Source organism: Plantibacter sp. T3 (assembly GCF_902506515.1).
GTDB lineage: Bacteria > Actinomycetota > Actinomycetes > Actinomycetales > Microbacteriaceae > Plantibacter > Plantibacter auratus.
Genome location: NZ_LR733286.1, coordinates 3,517,255 through 3,540,513 on the forward strand (window position 1 = coordinate 3,517,255; position 23,259 = coordinate 3,540,513).

Annotated in this window: 18 protein-coding genes; 11 read left to right on the plus strand and 7 right to left on the minus strand. The window is 70.3% G+C overall.

The features are described from left to right. Nucleotides 1-72 precede the first annotated feature (72 nt). Together GV015_RS16625 and GV015_RS16630 are read right to left on the minus strand one after the other, a co-directional pair. Complete coding sequence (locus GV015_RS16625) at nt 73-825, minus strand: MIP/aquaporin family protein (RefSeq protein WP_079002885.1); 753 nt, start codon at nt 823-825, stop codon at nt 73-75. Between the two features lie 147 nt (nt 826-972). After that, the gene (locus tag GV015_RS16630) at nt 973-2,709 is read right to left on the minus strand and encodes a glycerol-3-phosphate dehydrogenase/oxidase (protein ID WP_159879467.1); all 1,737 of its coding nucleotides are present in this window, start codon (nt 2,707-2,709) and stop codon (nt 973-975) included. 134 nt (nt 2,710-2,843) lie between these two features. Between GV015_RS16630 and GV015_RS16635 the strand changes: the two genes are divergently transcribed. From GV015_RS16635 to GV015_RS16665, 7 genes are all read left to right on the plus strand, one after another. Continuing rightward, nucleotides 2,844-3,830 carry a sugar-binding transcriptional regulator gene (locus GV015_RS16635; protein WP_064294816.1) on the plus strand — a complete coding sequence of 329 codons (987 nt, stop codon included), beginning with the start codon at nt 2,844-2,846 and terminating at the stop codon, nt 3,828-3,830. A gap of 332 nt (nt 3,831-4,162) precedes the next feature. Next, the gene (gene ribD / locus GV015_RS16640) at nt 4,163-5,239 is read left to right on the plus strand and encodes a bifunctional diaminohydroxyphosphoribosylaminopyrimidine deaminase/5-amino-6-(5-phosphoribosylamino)uracil reductase RibD (protein WP_236555514.1); all 1,077 of its coding nucleotides are present in this window, start codon (nt 4,163-4,165) and stop codon (nt 5,237-5,239) included. 21 nt (nt 5,240-5,260) lie between these two features. Further along, complete coding sequence (locus tag GV015_RS16645) at nt 5,261-5,956, plus strand: riboflavin synthase (protein WP_159879469.1); 696 nt, start codon at nt 5,261-5,263, stop codon at nt 5,954-5,956. Next, nucleotides 5,953-7,236, plus strand: a complete 1,284-nt coding sequence (ribA, locus tag GV015_RS16650; protein WP_159879471.1) for a GTP cyclohydrolase II — start codon at nt 5,953-5,955, stop codon at nt 7,234-7,236. The genes GV015_RS16645 and ribA overlap by 4 nt, the downstream gene beginning before the upstream one ends. An 83-nt stretch (nt 7,237-7,319) precedes the next feature. Continuing rightward, a complete protein-coding gene (gene ribH / locus GV015_RS16655) occupies nt 7,320-7,790 on the plus strand; it encodes a 6,7-dimethyl-8-ribityllumazine synthase (protein WP_064294813.1) in 471 nt (156 codons plus the stop codon). Nucleotides 7,791-7,993: 203 nt separating this feature from the next. After that, nucleotides 7,994-9,340 (plus strand): MFS transporter, encoded by a 1,347-nt coding sequence (locus tag GV015_RS16660; protein ID WP_079707347.1) that lies wholly within the window; start codon nt 7,994-7,996, stop codon nt 9,338-9,340. A gap of 182 nt (nt 9,341-9,522) precedes the next feature. Continuing rightward, nucleotides 9,523-11,451 carry an ABC transporter ATP-binding protein gene (locus GV015_RS16665; protein ID WP_159879473.1) on the plus strand — a complete coding sequence of 643 codons (1,929 nt, stop codon included), beginning with the start codon at nt 9,523-9,525 and terminating at the stop codon, nt 11,449-11,451. Nucleotides 11,452-11,494: 43 nt separating this feature from the next. Here GV015_RS16665 and GV015_RS16670 read toward each other — a convergent pair whose 3' ends face one another. Next, on the minus strand, nt 11,495-13,360 hold the full coding sequence (locus GV015_RS16670; RefSeq protein ID WP_159879474.1) for a phosphoenolpyruvate carboxykinase (GTP): 1,866 nt from the start codon (nt 13,358-13,360) through the stop codon (nt 11,495-11,497). Between the two features lie 123 nt (nt 13,361-13,483). On the opposite strand from GV015_RS16670, the gene GV015_RS16675 reads away from it, so the two are divergent. Beyond that, a complete protein-coding gene (locus GV015_RS16675; protein ID WP_124769726.1) occupies nt 13,484-14,941 on the plus strand; it encodes a helix-turn-helix transcriptional regulator in 1,458 nt (485 codons plus the stop codon). On the opposite strand, the gene GV015_RS16680 is transcribed toward GV015_RS16675, so the two are convergent. Further along, nucleotides 14,926-16,113: a DUF4192 family protein gene (locus GV015_RS16680; protein WP_159879475.1), complete on the minus strand. Its 1,188-nt coding sequence runs from the start codon at nt 16,111-16,113 to the stop codon at nt 14,926-14,928. The two genes, GV015_RS16675 and GV015_RS16680, sit on opposite strands and share 16 nt — an antisense overlap. Before the next feature lie 222 nt (nt 16,114-16,335). Here GV015_RS16680 and GV015_RS16685 point away from each other — a divergent pair, with 222 nt between their 5' ends. Both GV015_RS16685 and GV015_RS16690 read left to right on the plus strand, forming a co-directional pair. After that, on the plus strand, nt 16,336-18,060 hold the full coding sequence (locus tag GV015_RS16685) for a thiamine pyrophosphate-binding protein (protein WP_159879476.1): 1,725 nt from the start codon (nt 16,336-16,338) through the stop codon (nt 18,058-18,060). A gap of 34 nt (nt 18,061-18,094) precedes the next feature. After that, nucleotides 18,095-18,889 (plus strand): alpha/beta fold hydrolase, encoded by a 795-nt coding sequence (locus GV015_RS16690; protein WP_236555515.1) that lies wholly within the window; start codon nt 18,095-18,097, stop codon nt 18,887-18,889. 133 nt (nt 18,890-19,022) lie between these two features. On the opposite strand, the gene GV015_RS16695 is transcribed toward GV015_RS16690, so the two are convergent. From GV015_RS16695 to GV015_RS16705, 3 genes are all read right to left on the minus strand, one after another. Then, nucleotides 19,023-21,293, minus strand: coding sequence for an efflux RND transporter permease subunit (locus GV015_RS16695; RefSeq protein ID WP_159879477.1), 2,271 nt, complete (start codon nt 21,291-21,293; stop codon nt 19,023-19,025). A 78-nt stretch (nt 21,294-21,371) separates the two neighbouring features. Next, nucleotides 21,372-21,947 carry an isochorismatase family protein gene (locus GV015_RS16700; protein WP_159880357.1) on the minus strand — a complete coding sequence of 192 codons (576 nt, stop codon included), beginning with the start codon at nt 21,945-21,947 and terminating at the stop codon, nt 21,372-21,374. Nucleotides 21,948-22,046: 99 nt separating this feature from the next. After that, a complete protein-coding gene (locus GV015_RS16705; protein ID WP_079707354.1) occupies nt 22,047-22,241 on the minus strand; it encodes a hypothetical protein in 195 nt (64 codons plus the stop codon). Between the two features lie 60 nt (nt 22,242-22,301). On the opposite strand from GV015_RS16705, the gene GV015_RS16710 reads away from it, so the two are divergent. After that, entirely contained in the window at nt 22,302-23,165 is an 864-nt protein-coding gene (locus tag GV015_RS16710; protein ID WP_159879478.1) for an endo alpha-1,4 polygalactosaminidase, read from the plus strand. Nucleotides 23,166-23,259 lie beyond the last annotated feature (94 nt).

Genomic DNA, 23,259 nt, shown 5'->3' on the forward strand with positions numbered 1-23,259 from the left:
GGTGAGGCACCGGAACCGGTACCCCGGGGTGCCGCGGCGGTGATCGTGTCCGGTCACCGCCGCAGCGTCAGATCAGACGGCCGGGAGCAGCACCATCGAGGCGAGGGCCGCGAGGACACCACCGAGCAGGGGGCCGACGACCGGCACCCAGGCGTAGGACCAGTCGCTCTTGCCCTTGCCCTTGATGGGGAGGAGGGCGTGGGCGATGCGCGGACCGAGGTCACGTGCCGGGTTGATCGCGTAGCCCGTCGGGCCACCGAGGGAGGCACCGATGCCGACGACGAGCAGGGCGACGGGAAGGGCGCCCAGGGCTGCGAGTCCCCCGGGGACGCCCTCGATGACCACCGCGTCGGGGCCGGTCTTGCCGAAGGACATCACGACGAAGACGAGGACGAAGGTCGCGATGACCTCGGTCACGAGGTTCCAGCCGTAGCTGCGGATCTCCGGACCGGTCGAGAAGACACCGAGCTTCTTGCCCGGGTCCTCCTCCTGGTCGAAGTGCTGCTTGAAGGCGAAGTACGTCAGCACGGCACCGATGAAGGCACCGACCATCTGCGCCGCCCAGTAGACGAGCGCCGTACCGAAGTCGATCGACCCCGTGGTGAGGAAGCCGATCGTGACGGCGGGGTTCAGGTGTCCGCCCGAGGCGTAGGACACCGTGACACCGGCGAAGACCGCGAGGCCCCAACCGAAGTTGATGAGCAGCCAGCCGCCACCGAGGCCCTTGGATTTCGTGAGGATCGCCGTGGCGACCACACCGGTACCGAGGAGTACGAGCATCGCCGTCCCCACGGTCTCGGAGAGGAAGATGGTTCCGAGGTTCATGTCTTCATTGACCTTTCATAGGTGTGGCCGTGTGGGGCCCGACGCCGAGGCGCGAGCCCCCGCTGGGCGAGGTTGCACTGACCAGTTGCTTGTAAGGTAGCCAGCTCCTGTTGCACAGGACAAGGGCCTTGCCTGCACATTCGTGCATTATGAGAACGCCGGGGCCTCCTTGGCGGCGTCGACCCGGAGGTCGACCTGGTGGGCGTCGCGTAGGCGGTCGAGCGCTGCGGCGATCTGCGCGGCCCGCTCGGCGTCGTCCCACCCGAGGACACCGCCGACGACGCGGGCGATCTCGTCGACGAGGCCGGCGGTCAGCGATCCGGTGAAGGCGAGGCTCGTACGACGGTGCAGCACGTCGGAGAGGTGCACGACCTGCTCCTGCTCGACGAGGAACTCCAGCTCCTGCACGCTGTAGTCGGCAGCGCCCTGCAAGCGGTCGTCGCCGTGCTCGGACAGGTGCTCGAGGAGTGCGGCGGCCTTCGTGCCGTACCGGCCCAGCAGCTGCTCGGCACGCTTGGCACCGATGCCGTCCTCGTGCGCGGCGACCCAGGTGCGCGTCGCCGAGTCGGTGCGGGGGAAGCCGGCGCCGCCGCCGATCGCGAGGCCGAGGGTCTCCACGGGGCGCGGGGCCCCGATGGTGTTGAGCACGTCCGTGCTGAGGTGCTCGGCGAGGGCCCGGAAGGTGGTCCACTTGCCGCCGACGAGGCTGAACACGGTGGTGGACGGACGTGCAGCGGCGGCCCGACGCTCGATCCGGTAGTCGCGCGACACGAAGCCGGGGGCCTCGTCGTCGTGCTTCGGCAGCGGGCGGATGCCGGAGAACCGGTAGACGATCTGCTCGCGCGAGGTCGCGATGGTCGGGAAGACGTGCTTCACGAGGTCGAAGAAGTAGTCGACCTCCTCCTCGGTGCAGACGCTCGGGGTGCTCGGGTCGGCGTCGATGTCAGTCGTGCCGACCATGACCTTGCCCTTGAGCGGGTAGATGAGGACGATGCGGCCGTCCTCGTGCTCGAAGAAGATCTCGCGCCCCTTGGTGGCCGCGTAGAGCTCCGGGTTGTCGAGGACGATGTGCGAGCCCTTCGTGCCGCCCATGTAGGTCGTCGGCTCGCCGAGGCCGGCGTTCGTGAGGTCGGTCCAGGGGCCGGAGGTGTTGACCACGACGTCGCTCGTCACGGTGAAGGTCTGGCCGGTGACGGTGTCGCGGAGCTCGACGCCGTCGGCTCCCATGCCGACCGCCTCGACGTAGTTGACGGCGCGGGCGTGCGGGCCGGCGGCGAGGCCGTCCATGAGGACGTCGAGTGCGAGACGCTCCGGGTCGTGCATGGAGGCGTCGTAGTAGGTCGCCGTGTACTTGAGGCCCGGGTTCATCTTCGGCAGGTCGGCGAGGGACTTCTTCCGGCCGTGGAAGCGGTGACGCGGCACGCTGCCACCGTCGCGGGAGAAGGAGTCGTACGCGGTGAGGCCGACCTTGATGAGCAGCGCACCACGCTCCTGCGGCTTGCCCTGCTTGTGGGTGAGGAAGCGCAGCGGTGCGGAGAGGATGCCGGAGAAGGTCGAGAAGATCGGGACCGTGGTCTCGAGCGGCTTCACGTAGTGCGGGGCGATCTTGATGAGCCCGTTGCGCTCCTGCACCGACTCCTGGACGAGACGGAACTCGCCGTTCTCGAGGTACCGGATGCCGCCGTGGATCATGTGGCTCGACGCGGCGGAGGCGCCGGAGGCCCAGTCGTTGCGTTCCACGAGCGTGACGTCGACGCCCTGGAGCGCGAGGTCGCGGAAGGTCGCGATGCCGTTGATGCCGCCGCCGATGATGAGCACCGACGCCTGCGGGCGGTCGATGACGGACTGGACGGTGGAACGGGGAGCTGACGACTTGAGGGACATGAGATGCCTCGCTTCTTCGCGGTTGGTACGCGACGCTGCCGGGATTGCGCGCCGCTGAATGATGTGACTGAATACATCGTGACACCCGCTGCAACTCTGAACAGCCCTAGTGAACAAACGTGCAAGGAGACCCGATGTCGCTCGCAGACGCGCTCAGCCAGCCGGACCGGACGGCCGAGGCGCTCCGCGCCGCACAGCTGTATTACGTGCAGGACCTCACCATGGAGGCCATCGCCCAGGAGCTCCACACCTCCCGGTCGTCGGTCTCCCGCCTGCTCGGATATGCGCGGGAAAGCGGGCTCGTCGACATCCAGGTGCGCTCCCCGCACGACATGCCGTCGCGGCTCGAGGCGGAGTTCCGCGACCGGTTCGGCGTGACCGCCCACATCGTCCCGGTCCCCGACCACACGAGCGACATCGACCGCCTGGAGCGGGTCGCCCTCTCGGCTGCACGTTTTCTCGGCTCGGTGTTCGACTCGAACATGACGCTCGGCCTGGCATGGGGCTCGACCGTGAGTGCGGTGGCGAGGCACCTCACCCCCAAGCGGACCCACAACTCGCAGATCGTCCAGCTGAACGGTGCGGCCAACACGCGCACCTCGGGCATCCTCTACGCGAGTGAGATCCTGCATCGGTACGCGGACGCCTACGGGGCCTACGCGCAGCAGTTCGCGGTGCCCGCCTTCTTCGACGACCCGTCGACCAAGCTGGCCCTCTGGCGGGAACGCAGCATCCGACGCGTGCTCGAGATCCAACGCCGCATGGACGTCGCGCTGTTCGGTCTCGGTTCGCAGCTCTCGGGGGTGCCCAGCCACGTCTACGTCGGCGGCTACCTCGACGACAGCGACTTCGAGGCGCTCGCGAGCGCCGGGGCGGTCGGGGACGTCGCGACCGTGTTCTTCCGCGCCGACGGTTCCTGGCGCGACATCCCCTTCAACAATCGTGCGTCCGGGCCCGATCTCGACGTGCTGCGCGGCGTCTCCCGTCGGATCTGCGTGGTCGCGGGAGCCGCCAAGGTGCCCCCGCTCCTCGGGGCGTTGGCGGGCGGGCTCATCTCCGACCTCGTGGTCGACGAGGGGACCGCCCGCGCGGCGATCGACCAGCACGACGCCCAGCGCTGACCCCGGCCGCATCAGGCGCTGCAACCGGGCGTCATCCGAACCGGGAATAGGGCACCCACTCAGCCCGTTGACCTAGAATCGACAACACGTAACGTGCTCCGGGGTCGGTGAGAGTCCGAACCGGCGGTGATAGTCCGCGACCCGTGTCTCGCGCAAGCGAGGCCCGGTTGACCTGGTGGAACTCCAGGACCGACGGTTATGAACGCGTCTGCTCGCAGGCGGCGTTCGAGTCCGGATGGAAGGAAGCACGGGCGTCGGCCGATCGTCGACGCCGGCGAGCACCTGCCCGCGACCCCGGAACTCGTGTCAGTACCGACCGAGATGACGGACAGATGAGCGCAGGAACTGAGGCACCGCAGGCGAGTGTCCGCGAGGAGCAGGCCATGCTGCGCGCGCTCGAACTCGCCGCCAACGGCCCGGCCCGCGGCGTCAACCCCCGCGTCGGCTGCGTCGTCCTCGACGCCGACGGCACCGTGCTCGCCGAGGGCTGGCACCGTGGAGCCGGCACCCCGCACGCGGAGGTCGACGCCCTGTCCCACCTCGCGCCCGGAGCGGCCCGCGGCGCGACCGCCGTCGTCAGCCTCGAACCCTGCAACCACACGGGCCGGACCGGACCGTGTGCCGTCGCCCTCCTCGAGGCCGGCGTCGAGCGCGTCGTGTTCGCCGTGGACGACCCCGGCCACCACTCCGGAGGTGGAGCGGAACGACTCCGCGACGGCGGCGTCACCGTCGTCGGCGGCGTACTCGCCGGACCGGCGGAGGACCTCCTCGGTGACTGGCTCACCACCGCCCGCCTCGGGCGTCCGCTCGTGACGGTGAAGTGGGCCTCGAGTCTCGACGGGCGGATCGCCGCGAGCGACGGCACGAGCCGCTGGATCACCGGCGATGCCGCACGCGACGACGTCCACCGTCGACGGGCCGCCCACGATGCGATCCTCGTCGGCACGGGGACGGTCCTCGCCGACGATCCGAGCCTCACCGCTCGCGACGACCGAGGCGACCTCCTACCCGAGCAGCCCCTGCCCGTCGTCATGGGCGATCGCCAGATCCCCCTGGACGCCTCCGTCCACCGCCACCCCCGGCCGGTCGTCGTCCACCACGGGCATGATCCGGCTGCGCTGTTAGCCGAGCTCCGCGCCGCGGGCGTCCGGAGCGTCTTCATCGAGGGCGGCCCGACCATCGCCACAGCGTTCCTCCGCGCGGGACTCGCCGACACGGTCCTCACCTACCTCGCCCCGGTGCTCCTCGGCGGCCCTCGCCTCGCGATCGGCGACCTCGGTGTCGACACCATCGGCGATGTGATCCGCCTCACCACCGTCGGCGTCGAACCACTCGGCGACGACCTCCTCGTCATCACGACACCCGACCGCAGCGCCTCCGCCTCGGCCGCCCACGACCTCACCGCCTGACCCCCAGAGAACGGACCACCCATGTTCACGGGCATCATCGAAGAACTCGGCACGATCGTCGCCATCGACCACGGCGAGGACTCGGCACGGTTCACCGTCCGCGGCCCGCTCGCCCTCGAGGGCACCAGGCACGGGGACTCCATCGCCGTGAGCGGTGTCTGCCTCACCGTCGTCGAGCAGACCGGCGAGACGTTCACGGCCGACGTCATGGCCCAGACCCTCGCGATGAGCTCGCTGGACGGCGTCACGGTCGGATCTCCGGTCAACCTCGAGCGTGCGGCCCGCGTCGGCGACCGCCTCGGTGGCCACATCGTCCAAGGGCACGTCGACGGCACCGGCACCGTCCTGGCCACGGTGCCCGGCGAGGCCTGGCGCGTCGTGCGCGTCTCGCTCCCCGCGGCACTCGCGCCGCTCGTCGTCGACAAGGGATCCATCACCGTCGACGGCGTCTCGCTCACCGTCAGCGCCATCAGCGCACCGGACGCACCGGAAGCCTGGTTCGAGGTGTCCCTCATCCCCGAGACGCTGGCCGCGACGACGCTCGGTGAGCGCGTCCCCGGCGATCGTGTGAACCTCGAGACCGACATCCTCGCCCGGCACGTCGAGCGCATGCTCGCATTCAGCCGTCTCGAGTCGGCATTCCCCAGCAGCATCGGCCAGGATCCGCAGTCCGCGGACCCGGTCGGCACCACCGGCACCGGAAGGGGCAACGCATGAGCATCGCCAGCATCCCGGAGGCCCTCGCGGCACTCCGCCAGGGCCGACCGGTCATCGTGGCCGACGACGAAGGCCGAGAGAACGAGGGCGACGTGATCCTCGCCGCGGAGTCCGCCACCCAGGAGTGGATCGCGTGGACGGTCCGACACTCCTCCGGATTCATCTGTGCGCCGATGACGAACGAGATCGCCGACCGCCTGGCCCTCCCGCCGATGGTCGCGCTCAACGAGGACCCCAGAGGCACCGCGTACACCGTCACGGTCGACGCGGCCGACCGGCTCAGCACCGGCATCAGCGCCGCCGACCGCGCCCACACCCTGCGCGTGCTCGCCGACCCGGCGTCCGTGCCCGCCAGTCTCTCGCGCCCCGGACACATCGTCCCGTTGCGCGCCGTCGACGGCGGGGTGCGTGAGCGCGACGGCCACACGGAGGCGGCCGTCGACCTCATGAAGCTCGCGGGGCTCGTCCCCGTCGGGGCGATCTCCGAGATCGTCGCCGACGACGGCGAGATGATGCGCCTGCCCGGCCTCATCGCGCTCGGGGAGCGGGAGGACGTGCTCGTCACGACGATCGCCGCACTCATCGCCTTCCTCGAGGAGAACCCCGATGCGGCTGCGGTCTGCGCCGAGGAACGCGCCGCCCAGGCGGCCATCCCCGAATCGTCGAACGTGTCGTTCGAGGTGGAGACGACCGTCCCGACCACGCACGGCTCGTTCCGGTTGCGCGCCTACCGCGACCGCAGGACCGGTGCCGACCACGTCGCCATCATCGCCGGCGACCCGCAGGCCACCGGTGCGCTCGTGCGCGTCCACTCCGAGTGCCTGACCGGCGAGGCGTTCGGCTCGCTCAAGTGCGAGTGCGGTCCGCAGCTCGACAGTGCTCTGGACACCATCCAGCGCCACGGCGGAGTCGTCGTCTACCTGCGCGGGCACGAAGGGCGCGGCATCGGCCTCGTCAACAAACTGCGCGCCTACCGGTTGCAGGAGGACGGTCTCGACACCCTCGACGCCAACCTCGCGCTCGGGTTGCCGGCCGACGCCCGCGACTACACGGCGGCGAGCGCGATCCTGACGGACCTCGGCATCACCTCCGTGCGCCTGCTCTCGAACAACCCGGAGAAGGAGCGACAGCTCACGAACCACGGCATCGCCGTGAGCGAGCGCGTCCCCCTGGTGGTCGGCGTCGGCCTGTTCAACGAGGGCTACCTCGAGACGAAGCGCGACCGCATGGGCCACAGCATCGGGTTCGAGCTCGCACCCGAACCGCACCCCCACCAGTAGTCCACCGCCGCCCTCGATTCCCTCGAGGAGCGAGAACACCACCAACCCCTCGACGCGCTCGAGGGAAGAAGACAGGAGACCGCATGAGCGGCGAAGGATCCCCCACCATCAGCGTCGACGGCACCGGCCTCGACATCGTCGTCATCGCCGGCACCTGGCACGAGACCATCACCGACGGTCTCATCGCCGGAGCAGTCAAGGCCCTCGATGCGAGCGGCGCCAACCACCGCCTCGTGCGGGTCCCCGGGAGCTTCGAACTCCCGGTCGTCGCCAAGGCCGCCCTCGAGGCCGGGGCCGACGCGGTCGTCGCACTCGGGGTCATCATCCGTGGCGGCACACCGCACTTCGAGTACGTCTCCGACGCCGCGACGAGTGGCCTCACGCAGGTCAGCATCCAGACGGGCAAGCCCGTCGGCTTCGGCGTGCTCACCCTCGACGACGAGAAGCAGGGGCTCGACCGCGCAGGGCTGCCCGGGTCGAAGGAGGACAAGGGGGCGGAGGCCGCTGATGCCGCCGTCGCGACCGCGGTCGTCCTCCGCGAGCTGCGCGGCTGACCCGAGCAGAGGCGCATCACGCGGCATTCCGGTATCGGTATACGCCCGTCCGGGCAACCGAATACCGGAATGCCGTACTTCGGCGTACAGTGTCATGGTCCTGCCACAAGCGGGCGAACCTCTGATCCTGCCGTCGTCGGCGGGCGTGCGCGACCGGTGCTGATGCTTCGACGGCGTCCATTCCCGAACCGAAACGCGCACGCATGTCTCTCGAAGCAACCCCAGTCACCAAGGCCCCGGTCAATCCGCGCTCCCGAGTCGTCCTCGCCAGCCTCATCGGCACGACGATCGAGTTCTACGACTTCTACGTCTACGCGACGGCCGCCGTCCTCGTCTTCCCGCACCTCTTCTTCCCGAGTGAGGACCCGACCGCGGGTCTCCTCGCCTCCTTCGCCGTGTTCGGCGCCGCGATGGTGGCCCGCCCCGTCGGTGCCGTCATCTTCGGGCACCTCGGCGACAAACGCGGTCGGAAGGCGACCCTCGTCGGCGCCCTCCTCACCATGGGGATCGCTACCTTCCTCATCGGCCTGCTGCCGACCTACCAGCTCGTCGGCTGGGTCGCCCCGCTGCTCCTCGTGATCCTCCGCATCGGTCAGGGCTTCGCGCTCGGCGGCGAATGGTCGGGCGCCGCCCTCGTCGCGACGGAGAACGCGCCGACCGGCAAGCGCGCCCTGTTCGGGACGTTCCCGCAGCTCGGTGCGCCGATCGGCTTCATCATCGCCAACGGACTGTTCCTGATCATCGCGGCGATCCTGCCGAGCGACGACCCGTCCATGCCGTCCGAGGCGTTCCTCGAGTGGGGCTGGCGCATCCCGTTCCTCTTCTCAGTCGTCATGGTCATCGTCGGCCTCTGGGTCCGTCTCCGTCTCGTCGAGAGCAACGCGTTCACGAACGCGAAGGAGCAGGGCAAGGTGCAGCGGTCGCCGCTCGCGAGCGTCGTCAAGCTGCACTGGCGCAAGCTGCTCCTCGGCACCTTCTTCATGCTCGCCACCTACGTGCTCTTCTACCTGATGACGACGTTCTCCCTGAGCTACGGCCGTGCGCCACTCGACGCCCCGGTCGCCGGGCTCGGCTACAGCTACACGACCTTCGTGCTCATGCTCATCGCCGGCGTGGTCTTCTTCGGGATCTTCACGCTCGTGTCCGGTCCCTTCGCCGACAAGTACGGACGCCGCAAGACGCTCATCGTCGTGACGAGCGCGATCCTCGTGTTCGGTCTCGTCTGGGTCCCGTTGCTCGGCGCCGGGTTCACCGGGGTCATGATCTGGCTCATCATCGGATTCAGCCTCATGGGGTTCACCTTCGGACCGATGGGCGCCCTGCTGCCCGAGCTGTTCCCCACGAACGTGCGGTACACCGGGTCCGGGATCTCCTACAACGTGTCGTCGATCCTCGGTGCCGCGGTCGCACCGTTCATCGCCGTCGCGCTGTGGAGCGCCGGCGGCGGCAGCCCGTTCTGGGTCGGCGTCTACCTCTCGGCGATGGCCCTGATCACGCTCGTCGCCCTCATCGTCTCCAAGGAGACCAAGGACGTCGACATCGACGCCTGATCGAGGCGACCACCGAGGGCCGGTGCGTGGAGGACGTCTCCGCGCACCGGCCCTCGGTGCGTCCGCGCTCGGTGCGTCGGCTTCGGGCCCGGCGCGTGCGACCGTCGCCTAGAGTTGAACCACGGTGCGCCGTCGCCATGGACGTCTCGGAGCCGCGCACCGCACCTCGGAGGAAGAGCACCATGAGCACCCCAGCGCGCCCGGCCCGCAGCCGCAACCCGTTCAGCCGACCGAAGGACGACGGTCCCCGCGCGAGCCTCAAGCAGCTCATGCCGTACATCTTCGAGCACCGTTCGATCCTCATCGTCGTCATCATCCTGAGCGTCATCGGAGCGGCCGCGTCACTCGCCCAGCCGCTCATCGTCAGCCAGGTGATCGGGGTCGTCGAGGCGGGCCGGTCGCTCGGCAACCTGGCGTGGCTCCTCGTCGGGCTCGTCGTGGTCTCCGGCGTCATCAGCGGGTACCAGCACTACCTCCTCCAGCGCGCCGGCACCGGGGTCGTGTACTCCTCCCGGCGCCAGCTGATCGCGCGCATCTTCCGGCTGCCGATCAGCCAGTTCGACACGCGCCGGACGGGCGACCTCGTCTCGCGGGTCGGCAGCGACACGACCATGCTCTACGCCGTCCTGACGCAGGGCTTCGTGGACGCCGTCGGCGGTGCCATCACCTTCCTCGGCGCGCTCATCGCCATGGCGATCATCGACCCCGTCCTGCTCGGCCTCACCCTCCTCGTCGTCATCGTCTCGGTCGTCGTCGTCGTCGCCCTGAGCGGACGCATCCGCGTCGCCAGCCGCGAGCAGCAGACCAAGGTGGGTGAGCTCGCCGCCGCGGTCGAGCGAGCCATCAGCTCCATCCGCACCATCCGGGCGTCCAACGCGACCAACCGCGAGATCGACGCGGTGGACGGCGTGGCCAAGGAGGTCTACGGCGTCGGCGTGCGGATCGCGAAGATCTCCTCGCTGGTCGTCCCGGTCGCAGGCATCGCCATGCAGACCTCGTTCCTGGTCGTCCTGGGCGTCGGTGGGTTCCGCGTCGCGTCCGGGGCCATCACCATCGCGAGTCTCGTCGCGTTCATCCTCTTCCTGTTCATGATGATCATGCCGCTCGGCCAGGCCTTCGGCGCGATCACGAGCGTCAACCAGGCGCTCGGAGCACTCGGTCGGATCCAGGAGATCCTCGACCTGCCCGACGAGGGCGACGACGACGCGGCCATCGCCGCGCGGGTCGGACGTCCCGGGACCGCCTCAGCGTCCGCTCCGGCGATCGAGTTCGACGGGGTCGAGTTCGCCTACCCGGACGCGGCGGTCATCGAGCGCGAACGGGCCGCAGCGGAAGCGCTTGCCACCGAGGCGCTGAGCGAGGGCACCAGCGCGCCGGAGGTCGTCGCCGCCGATGCCGCCCGACTCACCGAGGCGCAGTCCGCGCTCGGTCGTCAGGTGCTCCGTGGGGTGTCCTTCGCCGCGATGCAGGGCAGACGCACGGCGCTCGTCGGACCGTCCGGCGCCGGCAAGAGCACCATCCTCGGGCTCATCGAACGGTTCTACGACCCGACGGCCGGAGCCATCCGCCTGGGCGGCGTGGACATCCGCACGATCCCCCGCGCCGACCTCCGGGACCAGATCGGATACGTGGAGCAGGACGCCCCGGTCCTCGCCGGCACGCTGCGCGACAACCTGCTGCTGTCGTCACCTGATGCGAGCGACGCCGACTGCGAGCGCGTGCTGCACGCGGTCAACCTCGGCGGGGTCCTCGACCGCAACCCGCTCGGTCTCGCCGCTCCGGTCGGCGAGGACGGCATCATGTTGTCGGGTGGCGAGCGGCAACGCCTCGCGATCGCGCGCGCCATCCTCGCGGCTCCCCCGATCCTGTTGTTGGACGAGTCGACCTCGAGCCTCGACGGCGTCAACGAGCAGATGATGCGCGAGGCCATCGACGCGGTCGCGACGGGACGCACGCTCATCGTCATCGCGCACCGGCTCTCGACCGTCGTCGACAGCGATCAGATCGTCGTCCTCGAGGAGGGTCGGGTGGTCGGCGTCGGCACCCACAGCGACCTCGTGACCGAGGTCCCGCTCTACCGCGAACTCGCGAAGCACCAGCTCCTCGTGTGACGCTCCGCTCGCCCGACCGTGGTCGGGCGAGCGAGCGGACGCATCAGGACCGGAGGCGGTAGCGCAGGGCGGCGAGTTCCGCACGGAGGGCGGCCGGGACCCGGTTGCCGAAGGTGTCGAAGAAGGACTCGGTGAGGTCGCACTCGACGAGCCAGGACTCGCGATCGACGGCGAACAGGGCGTCGAGGTCGGCGTCCGGCACGTCGATGCCGTCGAGGTTCAGCTCGTCGAGGACGGGCAGCCGGCCGATCGCCGACTCCCGTGCATCGACCTCGTGCTCGAGCCGCCGCACGATCCACTCGACGACCCGCGAGTTCTCGCCGAAGCCAGGCCACAGGAAGGAGCCGTCGGCATCCTTCCGGAACCAGTTGACCTGGAAGATCCGCGGCGCCTTGCCGTGCTCGAGTGCACCGCCGACCCGCAACCAGTGACTCCAGTAGTCCGCCATGTTGTAGCCGCAGAACGGGAGCATCGCGAAGGGGTCGCGACGGAGCTCCCCGACCGTGCCCTCGGCGGCGGCGGTCTGCTCGGAGGAGATCGTCGCACCCATGAACACGCCGTGCTCCCAGCTGCTGGCCTCGACCACGAGCGGGACGTTCGTGGCACGACGCCCGCCGAAGAGGATCGCGTCGAGCGGGACACCGTCGGCCGCGTCCCAGTCGTCGGCGATCGACGGGCACTGCGCCGCCGCGACGGTGAACCGCGAGTTCGGGTGGGCCGCCGGGCGCCCCGACTCGGGCGTCCAGTCCTGCCCCTGCCAGTCGACGAGGTGGGCGGGCGGCTCGGGGGTCAGTCCCTCCCACCAGACGTCTCCGTCGTCGCGGAGCGCGACGTTGGTGAAGATCGTGTTGCCCCACAAGGTGTCGACGGCTGTCGCATTCGTGCCGGCGCCCGTGCCGGGTGCGACCCCGAAGAAGCCTGCTTCCGGGTTGATGGCGTACAGACGGCCGTCGTCGCCGGGCCGGATCCACGCGATGTCGTCGCCGAGGGTCTCGACCGTCCACCCGGGGATCGTCGGCCGCAGCATCGCGAGGTTGGTCTTGCCACAGGCAGAGGGGAACGCGGCGGCGATGTGGAACGCCCGGCCCTCTGGCGAGACGACCCGGACCAGCAGCATGTGCTCGGCCAACCAACCCTCGTCGCGTCCGATGACCGAGGCGATCCGCAGCGCGAAGCACTTCTTCGCGAGGAGTGCGTTACCGCCGTAGCCGGAACCGAACGACCACACTTCGCGCGTCTCCGGGAACTGGACGATGTACTTGGTGTCGTTGCACGGCCAGACCACGTCGGCCTGCCCTGCTTCGAGCGGAGCGCCGACCGAGTGGACGGTCCGGACCCACGGCTGTCCGTCGGCGATGAGCTCGAGGACGCGGTCGCCCATCCGCGTCATGATGCCCATGCTGAGGACCGCGTACGCCGAGTCGGTGATCTGGACGCCGAGCTGCGAGAGCGGCCCGCCGACCGCGCCCATCGAGAACGGTACGACGTACATCGTGCGACCGCGCATGCTGCCGGCGAAGACCCCGTGCAATTCGTCGCGCATCACCGCGGGATCCCGCCAGTTGTTCGTCGGGCCGGCGTCCTCCTCCTGCTCGGAGCAGATGAAGGTGCGGTCTTCGACGCGCGCGACGTCGCGCGGATCGCTGCGGGCGAGGAAGCTGTTCGGCCGCCACTCCGGGTTGAGCTTGATCAGCTTCCCCTCCTCGACGAGCTGGTGGGTGAGCCGGTGCGACTCACTCGCGGAGCCGTCGACCCAGTGGATCGCGGACGGCTCCAGGAGGGCCGCCAGTTCGTCGACCCAGGCGTGCAGCTCGTCGAGGCCGGTCCGCTTCGGGCGCGGCACCGCTCGGAGCCCCACGCCGGCGGCGGGAGCGGGTGCGGTATCGGGAATCAGTGCTGCGATGGACATGCGTTCCTCCGGCGTTGGTGGGACGGTCAAGAAGTGGTCGTAGAGCCACCATGCGCCCGTTTCGGTCGATCTTGATGGCCTGTCCTCCTTCAAGAATCGCGGTTCTTTCGATACGGTGAAGGAATGACGCCGACTCCTGCCTCGAACGCCGCCGCCGAGCTCCTCACGCTCGGCCATCGGATCCGGCACTTCCGGACCCGGCGAGGCCTCACCCTCGACGACCTCGGCGAACGGGTCGGGCTGGCGGCGAGCCAGCTCTCCCTCATCGAGAACGGGAAGCGCGAGCCGAAGCTGTCGGTGCTGCAGGAGCTGACGACCGCGCTCGGGGTCGACCTGACCGACCTCCTGTCGAAGGAGGCACCGAACCCCCGCGCGGCGCTGGAGATCGAGCTGGACCGCCTCCAGCGCAGTGCCCTCTACGGCGAGTTGACCCTGCCGATCGTCAAACCGTCGAAGGGCATCCCCGACGAGGCCCTCCGCGCACTCGTGGGCCTGCACCGCGAACTGCAGCGGCACGCGAGCGAGGCGATCGCGACCCCGGAGGAGGCGCGGCGTGCCAACACCGAGTTGCGGGAGTGGATGCGGGAGCGTGACAACCACCTGCCCGAGATCGAGGAACTCGCGGAGTCGCGAGTGCTGCGTGCCGGACACAGCACCGGCGCACTCACCCACCGCACGGTGAGCATCATGGCGGAACAGCTCGGCTTCGATCTCATCTATGTCAACGACCTGCCGCACTCCGCGCGCAGCGTCACCGATCTCGAGAACGGGCGCATCTACCTGCCACCGGCGTCGATCCCCGGCGGGCACGGCCTGCGGTCCATGGCCCTGCAGGCGATGGCGCACCGCCTGCTCGGGCACCAGCGTCCGACGAGCTACGCCGAGTTCCTCCGGCAACGGCTCGAGATCAACTACTTCGCTGCGGCGGCGCTCATGCCGCAGACGGCCGCGGTGTCGTTCCTGCAGCAGGCCAAGCGCGATCGCAACCTGGCCGTCGAGGACTTCCGCGACGCCTTCGGGGTCACCCATGAGGCCGCGGCGCTGCGCCTGACCAACCTGGCGACCGCCCGGCTCGACATGCGCCTGCACTTCCTGCGGGTCTCCGAGGACGGGGCGATCTCGAAGGCCTATGAGAACGATGCGCTGCCGCTGCCCGTCGACGTGACGGGCGCGGTGGAGGGCCAGATCGTGTGCCGGAAGTGGAGCGCGCGGAACGCCTTCGCGCGGACGAACCGCACCACGGAGCTCTACCAGTACACCGACACCCCGGCCGGTACCTTCTGGTGCGCGACGCAGACCGGCACGACCGAGGCCGGGGAGTTCTCGATCTCGGTCGGCGTGCCCTGGGGCGAGGCGAAGTGGTTCCGCGGACGGGAGACCACGACGCGTGCGGTCTCCACCTGCCCGGACCCGACCTGCTGCCGTCGACCGCCGTCGGACCTCGCCGACAAGTGGCGGGAGCAGGCCTGGCCGAGCGCCCGCTTGCACACCCACATCCTCTCCCCGCTGCCGAGCGGCACCTTCCCCGGCGTCGACGACTCCGAGGTCTACGACTTCCTCGAGCGTCACGCGGCGGGCTGATCGCTGGGGGCGGCGACGCCTTCGCGTGTTCCCGGGGTGCTGCAGAACGCCCAGGCCGGGAGGTGCCCCTGGCGGATCAGCGAACCGACGGTCGCCGCCAGCGGGTGGTCCAGCTCCTCGTCGATCAGCTCGGTGAGGAAGGCGGCCGTGCGCGTGCTCTGACCGAGCGCCCACGACAGCCAGGCGAGCATGGCGAGCGGCGCGACGCGTGCCGGCTCCGACGCTCGCGCCGCGACGCCGAGGAGCAGGCTGCTCGCCGCACGGATGCGCTGGACGTCGGGATGCGGTCCGTCGCCGACCAGCAGGTGGGCGACCCGGTGGAACACCTCCGGGTCGTCCGTCCCGACCGGCAGATGCCCGTACGCGCGTTCGGCGTCGTCGAGTTCCTCGCCCAGCTCGCGCCCGAACGCCCACTGCATGAGTGCGAGATCGCTCGCCCACGGGCGTGACAGGCTCAGCAACAGGAAGGCCACTTCCCGAGCGGTCATCGCATCGACGCCGCGGGCGAGCGCGTCCTCGAAGACCGCAGGAAGGCCGTCGAGTCGTTCCACGGCGTCTCCGACGTCGATCCGCCAGGTCGTGCGCGCGTGATCGGCGGCCGCGTCGAGCATGGAGGCCAGTCGAGCGCAGAGCACCCGGTACTCGAGGTCGACGGCTGCGAACGTCGCCACGTCCACCCGCGGGACCTCGGTCGTGACGAGCTCCCACGGGAGCGGCGGGACCGGCGGGACCGCCGCCGAGGCCACGATCCCCGGCGAGCGCCCTCCGGCGGGGAGTCCAGGGTCGAGGTAGGAGCCCCAGCCGTCAGCGGCCGAGCAGAGCGCGTCTTTGACCGTGAACCCCTGTGCACTCGCCAGCTCGAGGACCGCGTCGGCGATGGTCCTGCCCGGCGGCTCCGCCCCTGCTCCGAACGCGTCGTCCGTGTAGACCACGGGCACGATGGCGTCGACACCCGGGGCCCGGCAGGCGAATCCGAGGGCGCGCTCCGCGGCGGCGTCCGCCACCTGCCGGTCGACGTCCGTTCCGGCCGGCAGGTGCACCTGGAGTGCGCCGCGGCTGTGACGGCCCGCGAACAGGACGACGACGAGACTCGATCTCGGAGTGCTTCCGACGAGTCCGGGGATGAGGGCGAGGAGGTCTTCGGCCGCATTGGCCTGCACGATGTGGGTCATGGAGCAAGCCTCGATCGAACCCGGGTCCGACTGCCCGGCAGGCGTCACGCATGTGGAGCGGATGCTGTCGCGGCCGCACTGTGCAGCGCGGTCACCGCGGAGTAGAGTGTGCTCGTCAGACTCCGCAACACGGGGTCGTTGCTCGAAAAAAGGGCGATAGCGCGGCCAGCACCGGCGAGACACACACGGAATCCCATCCGTCCACGTTCTCGAAGGTCTCCCATGTCCGAACACGCTTCGTCGACCGTTCTCACGTCGATCCGCTCCTCCACCGTCTCCGCCCGGGTGGCACAGGCACTCAGCCGCCATGTCTCCGAGGTGTTCGGCGTCATGGGCAACGGCAACGCGCACCTCCTCGACGCCCTCGCCTCGACCACGACCCGCTTCACCGCCATGCGGCACGAGGCCGGCGGTGTCGCCGCAGCCGACGCCTACGCCCGCGCGGGCGGCGGTCTCGCTGCCGCGACCGCGACCTACGGAGCCGGATTCACCAACACCCTGACACCCCTCGCGGAGGCGGTGATGGCCCAGATCCCGTTGGTCCTCGTCGTCGGTGACGCCCCGACCACCGGTGCCCGCCCCTGGGACGTCGACCAGTTCCAGATCGCCGCCGGGCTCGGTGCCCCCACCTTCACCGTCGGTCGTGACGACGCCACCGCGACCACGCTGCGGGCCATCGAGCACGCCGTCCACCGCCGGACCGCGGTCGTGCTCGCGATCCCCTACGACCTCGCCGCCGTGGCGTCCGACGAGCCGCTGCGGGCGGACGGGACACCACACCACCCGGCGCTCGTCCGGCCGTCCCGCGTGGAGCCCGTCGCACGGCGCCTGGACACCGCCGCCGCCGCCCTGCGCAGCGCACACCGTCCGCTCATCCTGGCCGGGCGTGGAGCCTGGCTGGCCGACGCCGGACCCGTCCTCGGCGAGCTCGCCGAGCGGCTCGACGCCCACACCGCCACCACGGCGCTCGGACGCGGGCTCTTCGGTTCCGGCCCCCGTGATCTCGGGGTGGCCGGCGGCTTCGCGACGGAGCACGCCGCGACACGCATCGCCGAAGCGGACGTCGTGCTCGTCGTCGGCGCCGGCCTCAACCAGTTCACGATGCGGTTCGGCGAGGCCTTCTCCGCCGATGCGCACGTCATCCAGGTCGACCTCGCAGACGCCCCGACGAACGCCAGGGTCGACGAGCTCATCCACGGTGACGCGGCCCTCGCAGCCGCAGGTCTCCTGGAACGGCTCTCCGACAGCGCGGGGTCCGGATGGGTCGCGTCGGCCGGCCGCGCCCGCCCAGCACCGCACCTCGACCGCGACCTGGGTGACGGTTCGACCGGCGACGGGCTGTGCGCGGACGGGCGCCTCGACCCACGAAGCGTCGCGCACCGACTGGACGAGCTGCTCCCGGCCGACCGCACGGTCGTGCAGGACGGCGGCCACTTCATCGGCTGGGCGCCGATGTACTTCGACATCCCCTCCCCCGACCGCCTCGTCATGGTCGGGACGGCGTACCAGTCGATCGGACTCGGGTTCCCGAGCGCCGTCGGTGCCGCGGCGGCCGGGCACACGGGCACCACCGTCCTCTGCACCGGCGACGGCGGCGGCCTCATGGCGCTCCCCGACCTCGACACCGTCATCCGCACGGTGCCGAGCGGCGTGATCGTGGTCTTCAACGACGCGGCCTACGGAGCCGAGGTCCACCAGTACGGCTCGCGTGGACTCGACCAGACCCCGATGCTCATCGACGAGGTCGACTTCGCCGCCCTCGCGCGGGCCTTGGGGGGCCAGGGCGTGACGATCGACACGCTCGCGGACCTCGACGGACTCACCGACTGGGTCCACGCCGGAGCGCAGGGCGTCCTCCTGCTCGACTGCCGCATCTCCACGAGCGTCGTCGCCCCGTACCTCTCCGAGATGATGCAGCAGGGACCACGACCGGTCGCCGTCGACTGAGCCTGCGCGGTGCCACCGCGGGTATCGTTGACGGGTGCTTCCTCAGCCTGCCCCGACCGCACCCACCTACGTCATGTCGACGGACGGTATCCGGATCGCGACGTACCTCCACGAACCGGCTCCGGGCACAGGCGACCTCGGCACGATCATCGCAGTGCACGGCTTCGCCTCGAGCGCCGGACTCAACTGGGACCTCGCCGGGTGGACACGCACGCTCACGCGCGCCGGGTACCGCCTGCTGACCCTCGACCAACGCGGTCACGGAGCCTCGGACAAACCGACGGATCCGGCCGCATACCGCCTCGACATCCTCGTCGACGACGTCCTGTCCGTCCTCGACGGCTACGGCGTCGACGAGCCGCACTACCTCGGGTACTCGCTGGGCTCCCGGGTGGGTTGGCGGCTGGGCGTCCGGCACCCCGACCGCGTGCGCTCCCTCAGTCTCGGCGGCCTCCCCGAGGGCGACTCGCTCCGCGACTTCGACCTGGAGGCGGCCCGTCACCACGTGAGGACCGGGACGACGATCGCCCACGCCCTCACCGACACGTACGTGACGATGGCCGAGGGCGTCCCGGGCAACGACGTTGAGGCGCTCATCGCCCTGGTGGACGGCCTCCGCGGAGGACCGCAGCCGAGCACGGCCGAGGTGCCGCCACTGCCCATGTTGCTCGTGACCGGAGACGACGACGCGGTCGCCGCCGGGAGTCGGCGGCTCGCCGAAGCCGCCAGTGCCCGCTACGTGGGGCTGCCCGGCCGCGAACACTTCAACGCGGTCTCGTCGCGGGCGTTCAAGGACGCCGTGCTGGCGTTCCTCGCCGAGCAAGGCTAGCCGTCCTGGGTCAGGGTACTCGCTGCGGAGGACCTGTCCGGGGCACTTCGACAAGCTCAGTGACCGGAAGGGGCGCTCAGTGACCGGAAGGTGAGCTCAGTGGCCGGAGACGGTTCCCCCGCGACCCCCTCGGTCAGGCCGCGTGCCGGTGCTCGACCCGACCCTTCGCGAGCTTCGACGGCCACCAGATGGCGCTCCCGATGTCGTGACTGAGGGCTGGGACGAGCAGCGTCCGGACGATGATCGTGTCGAGGAGGACCCCGAACGCCACGATGAACGCGATCTGCGCGAGGAACAGGATCGGGATGACGCCCAGCGCCGCGAACGTGGCCGCGAGCACGAGTCCGGCCGAGGTGATCACGCCACCCGTGATCGCCAGCCCCCGCAGCACGCCGGCCCTCGTTCCGACCCGCAGCGACTCTTCGCGGACCCTCGTCATGAGGAAGATGTTGTAGTCGATCCCGAGCGCCACGAGGAAGACGAAGCCGTAGAGCGGCACACTCGGATCCGCGCCCGGGAACCCGAGCACGTGGTTGAACACGAGCGCGGAGACCCCGAGGGCCGCCCCGAAGGACACCACCACGCTGAGGATCAGCAGGACCGGGGCGAGCACCGAGCGGAGCAGCAGCATGAGGATGAGGAGGATGACGGCGAGCACCACGGGGATGATGAGGTTCCGGTCGTGGATGGACGCGTCGTTCGAGTCGATGGCGGTCGCCGTGACGCCGCCGACGGGTGTGTGGGTGCCGACCTCGGCGTCGAGGGTCGAGCGCAACTGTCGCACGCTCTCCTCCGCCGACGCGGAGTCCGGGGCCGCGTCGAGCGTCGCCTGGAGCAGGATGCGGCCGTCGTCGACCGTCGGTTCGGCGGACGCCACCGGGGTCCCCGGGGGTCCCGCGGCGGGAGCCGTGAACACCGCCTCCCCGTCGCTCACCGTCGCATCCGCGGCGCCCGTCGCGGAGTCGCTCGACAGCACCTGGACGCTGTCGAGACCGTCGGCCTTCTCGAGGATCCCGATGACCTGCGCGGCATCGCCCTCCTGCGTGAGGACGTACACGGGGCTCGCCGAACCGGCCGGGAAGTGCTCACCGAGGGCGGCCTGACCGTCGCGGGCCTCGGACGTGCCGAGGATGAGGTCGCTCTGGGCGACGCCGTCCGCCTTGAGCTGGAAGACGCCGAGGCTCGCGACCAGGAGGAGCAGGGTGCTCCCGATCCAGACGACGCGGGCGTGACGGGAGATGAGGCGGGCGATCCCACCCCACAGGCCGGTGGTCGGCACGGCGGTGTCGTCGGTCGACGAGGCGCGCACCCGGTGCTCGCTCCCGACCTTCGGGCGCAACGGCCAGAACGAGGTGCGACCGCAGGCCAGCAGGAGCGCCGGCAGGAAGGTGAGCGCCGCGAGGACCGAGAAGACGATCCCGATCGAGGCGACCGGTCCGAGCGCCTTGTTCGAGTTCAGGTCGCTGAGCAACAGGCAGAGCAGACCGGCGATGACGGTGCCGCCCGACGCGACGATCGGCTCGAACGATCCGCGGAGCGCAGCCCACGTCGCATCCCACCGCCGCTCGTGGTCGCGGAGGGCCTCCCGGTACCGCGAAACGTAGAGCAGTGAGTAGTCGGTCGCCGCACCGATCACGAGGATGAAGAGGATGCCCTGCACCTGCCCGTTCAACAGGACGACGCCGGCCTTCGCCAACCACCACACGGTGAGGAGTGCGGTGCAGAGGGCGAACAGCGAGGTGCCGAGCACGAGGAACGGGAGGACCGGCGAGCGGTACACGACGATGAGGATGAGGAAGACGGCGCCGAGCGCGGTCAGGAGGAGGATGCCGTCGATGCCGGCGAAGGCGTCGGTGAGGTCGGCGGTGAACCCTGCCGGGCCGGTGACGAAGACGTCGAGGCCCGCCGGGGCAGCTTCGGCGAGCTGTGCACGAAGGGCCTCGACGACGTCGCCGACCTCAGCGTCGCCGCTGATCGGGACGAAGACCTCGACCGCGTCGCCGTCCTCGGAGGGGATGGCCGGAGAGACGCCGTCGGCGACGCCCTCGGTGGAGGACAGGGCTGAGAGCTCGTCGTCGATCGCTGCCCGGTCCTCGTCGGTGATCCCGCCGTCGCGGACGAACAGCACGAGGGCCGGGATGTCGTCACCCTCCCGGAATCCGTCGAGTGCCGTCTGCACCTCGGTCGCATCCGCGCTCGCGGGGAGGAAGCTCGTCTGGTCGTTGGTCGCGACCTCGCTCACCTTCCCGAAGTACGGACCGCCGACGCCGGCGGCCGTGAGCCAGAGGAGGATGAGGACCGCGGGGAGCAGGACCCGCAGCCACCGCGGCGCACCCGCACGGTCCCGCTGCTGCGTCCGGGTGTCCGCGTCCGTCTGCGTTCCGCCGTGTCGTCCGTGCGTCATGCGCGCGCCCCGTTCTCGCCCTGCTCCGAATAATATGCAGCTAGCTTACTATCTGCGTCGGGTGCCCGGCGACGGAGTTCAGGCGAGGACGACGACTCCCCCGGCTTCAGCGATCTCGGCGAGCGCCGCATCCCCGGCGGCCCGGTCGACGGGCGCGACGAGACCTGCGAGGACGCGGACCTGCAGGCCGTGCTCGATGGCGTCGAGCGCACTCCGGCGGACGCAGTAGTCGGTCGCGAGACCCACGACGTCGACCTCCGTGATGCCGGCATCCGTGAGGACCTCGTCGAGGCTCAGCCCCTCGGGCGTCACGCCCTCGAAGATCGAGTATCCGTGGGCGCCCTGGCCCTTGCGGATGTGGGTGTCGACGCTCTTGGTGTCGAGCGCGTGGTGGTACTCGGCGCCTGAACTCCCCGCGACGCAGTGCACCGGCCAGTTCGTCACGTAGTCGGGCTCACCCGTCGCGAAGTGACCGTCGTTGTCGCCCTCGGCATCATGCCAGTCGCGTGAGGCGAACACGTGCGCGTAATCGGCCCCGTGCTCGGCCAACAGCTGCGTGACCCCCGCGGCGACGGCCTCGCCGCCGTCCACGCCGAGCGCACCGCCCTCGGTGAAATCGTTCTGTACGTCGATGATGAAGAGCGCGCGCGCCACGATGCCTCCGGGTTGTCGTCGTCCCGCCTCGGTGGAGGTGGGTTCCATCGAGGGTAACGCCGGGGAACCGACCGGGTCAGGTGGTTGCGCAGTCAGGGTTCAGAGCCGACGTGCGCGCTCCTTGCGGCGGTCGAAGAACTGGAGACCGATGTTCACACCCATGACGACGGTGCCGAGGAGCATGGCGACGAGCCCGGCGATCCGGAACCCGACCGGCAGCTCCAGAAGCAACGCGAAGACGACCCCGAGCACGATGAGCGCGGCACCCGCGGAGAACAACACCAGATACTTCATGCCCCAACGGTACCGGCTGAGCGGCGACCAGGGGACGGGACCGCGACCTAGGCTGGAGCCATGACCCGTCTCCCCCGTCGCGCGCACCTACTCATCGCGGCGGGCGCCGCCCTCCTGCTCGCGGTCACCGCCGCCGGCTGCTCCACCTTCCCGAGCGGTGCACGCTCCGGCGCCGAGTCGGCTCCTTCGGCAGGCGGGTTCCCCACGGACGTCGTCTTCGACTACCAGCTCGGTGGCGGCTACGAGCCGGCGGCCGGCGTGGGCGGCGTCGCCCGCGACAGCACCGACTCCCCCGACCCCGACCGGTACTCGATCTGCTACGTCAACGGGTTCCAGAGCCAGCCGGCCGATCGCGAGGCCTGGCTGGCCGAGCCGGACCTCGTCCTCACCGACGACGCCGGTGAACCGGTCATCGACGAGAACTGGCCCGACGAACTCATCTTCGACCTCTCCACCGACGACCGTCGCGCGCGCATCGCCGAGCGGGTCGGTGCGAGCATCACCCGCTGCGCGGAGGCCGGCTTCGACGCCGTCGAGATCGACAACCTCGACTCGTACACCCGGTCCGACGGTCGACTCACCGTGGAGGACGCGATCGCCCTCGCCACCCGGTACGCCGACCTCGCACACGACGCGGGCCTCCTCATCGGGCAGAAGAACGCCGCCGAGCTGGGCACGCGAGGACGGGACGACGTCGGGTTCGACTTCGCCGTCGCGGAGGAGTGCCACCGCTTCGACGAGTGCGCCACCTACACCGAGGTGTACGGAGGCGCCGTGCTGGACATCGAGTACACCGACGACCTGCGCGGCACCTTCGACGAGGTGTGCGCTGATCCGCAGGTCCCGTTCTCCACGATCCTGCGCGACCGCGACCTCCGGACGGCCGGCGACCCCGCCCACGTCTTCGAAGCCTGCGCTCGGTAGGCCCCGGCAGGAGATCCGCCCCGGGGCAGGAGCTTCCGCGGCGAAGCGTCCTGTTGCGGGGTGGGCCCCGGCGCCCAGGCATCTCCAGCAGGTG

Coding starts and splice junctions, on each gene's coding strand:
- GV015_RS16625 (WP_079002885.1), bottom strand. CDS start 825: ATGAACCTCGGAACCATCTTCCTCTCCGAGACCGTGGGGACGGCGATG.
- GV015_RS16630 (WP_159879467.1), bottom strand. CDS start 2,709: ATGTCCCTCAAGTCGTCAGCTCCCCGTTCCACCGTCCAGTCCGTCATC.
- GV015_RS16635 (WP_064294816.1), top strand. CDS start 2,844: ATGTCGCTCGCAGACGCGCTCAGCCAGCCGGACCGGACGGCCGAGGCG.
- ribD (WP_236555514.1), top strand. CDS start 4,163: ATGAGCGCAGGAACTGAGGCACCGCAGGCGAGTGTCCGCGAGGAGCAG.
- GV015_RS16645 (WP_159879469.1), top strand. CDS start 5,261: ATGTTCACGGGCATCATCGAAGAACTCGGCACGATCGTCGCCATCGAC.
- ribA (WP_159879471.1), top strand. CDS start 5,953: ATGAGCATCGCCAGCATCCCGGAGGCCCTCGCGGCACTCCGCCAGGGC.
- ribH (WP_064294813.1), top strand. CDS start 7,320: ATGAGCGGCGAAGGATCCCCCACCATCAGCGTCGACGGCACCGGCCTC.
- GV015_RS16660 (WP_079707347.1), top strand. CDS start 7,994: ATGTCTCTCGAAGCAACCCCAGTCACCAAGGCCCCGGTCAATCCGCGC.
- GV015_RS16665 (WP_159879473.1), top strand. CDS start 9,523: ATGAGCACCCCAGCGCGCCCGGCCCGCAGCCGCAACCCGTTCAGCCGA.
- GV015_RS16670 (WP_159879474.1), bottom strand. CDS start 13,360: ATGTCCATCGCAGCACTGATTCCCGATACCGCACCCGCTCCCGCCGCC.
- GV015_RS16675 (WP_124769726.1), top strand. CDS start 13,484: ATGACGCCGACTCCTGCCTCGAACGCCGCCGCCGAGCTCCTCACGCTC.
- GV015_RS16680 (WP_159879475.1), bottom strand. CDS start 16,113: ATGACCCACATCGTGCAGGCCAATGCGGCCGAAGACCTCCTCGCCCTC.
- GV015_RS16685 (WP_159879476.1), top strand. CDS start 16,336: ATGTCCGAACACGCTTCGTCGACCGTTCTCACGTCGATCCGCTCCTCC.
- GV015_RS16695 (WP_159879477.1), bottom strand. CDS start 21,293: ATGACGCACGGACGACACGGCGGAACGCAGACGGACGCGGACACCCGG.
- GV015_RS16705 (WP_079707354.1), bottom strand. CDS start 22,241: ATGAAGTATCTGGTGTTGTTCTCCGCGGGTGCCGCGCTCATCGTGCTC.
- GV015_RS16710 (WP_159879478.1), top strand. CDS start 22,302: ATGACCCGTCTCCCCCGTCGCGCGCACCTACTCATCGCGGCGGGCGCC.